This window comes from Nocardia amamiensis (genome assembly GCF_015477605.1).
GTDB lineage: Bacteria > Actinomycetota > Actinomycetes > Mycobacteriales > Mycobacteriaceae > Nocardia > Nocardia amamiensis_A.
This window is the reverse complement of the sequence record NZ_JADLQX010000288.1, coordinates 1-286: the sequence shown is the minus strand read 5'-3', so window position 1 is coordinate 286 and position 286 is coordinate 1. Positions and strand designations below refer to the sequence as shown.

Below are 286 nucleotides of genomic sequence, written 5' to 3'. Positions count from 1 at the left end.
CGGCGGCGCGCTTGTCCGGACTGACGGTCTGCCCGGCCTTCACCGCGATGTAGTACCAGCCCGCGACCGACTGGGTGACGAGTTCGCCGCCCTCCTCCCGGTTCGCGTAGCGGACGGGCACGGTCGCCAGCTGCTTACCGGACGGCAGCAACTGCTCGGAGCCGGTGTAGGCGCCGGTGTCGGACTCGATCTCGGCGCGGTACGGCGAATAGAGCACGGTCTCCACATTGGAGGTGTGTTCGCTGCCGCGGCCCGGGGTCGCACCGAACCGCACCCGGTAGGCCAG

At 70.3% G+C, this 286-nt stretch carries 1 pseudogene; it reads right to left on the bottom strand.

Annotated features, from left to right (window positions below):
* Positions 1-286, bottom strand: a pseudogene (locus IU459_RS37860) (vWA domain-containing protein); the annotation flags it as partial.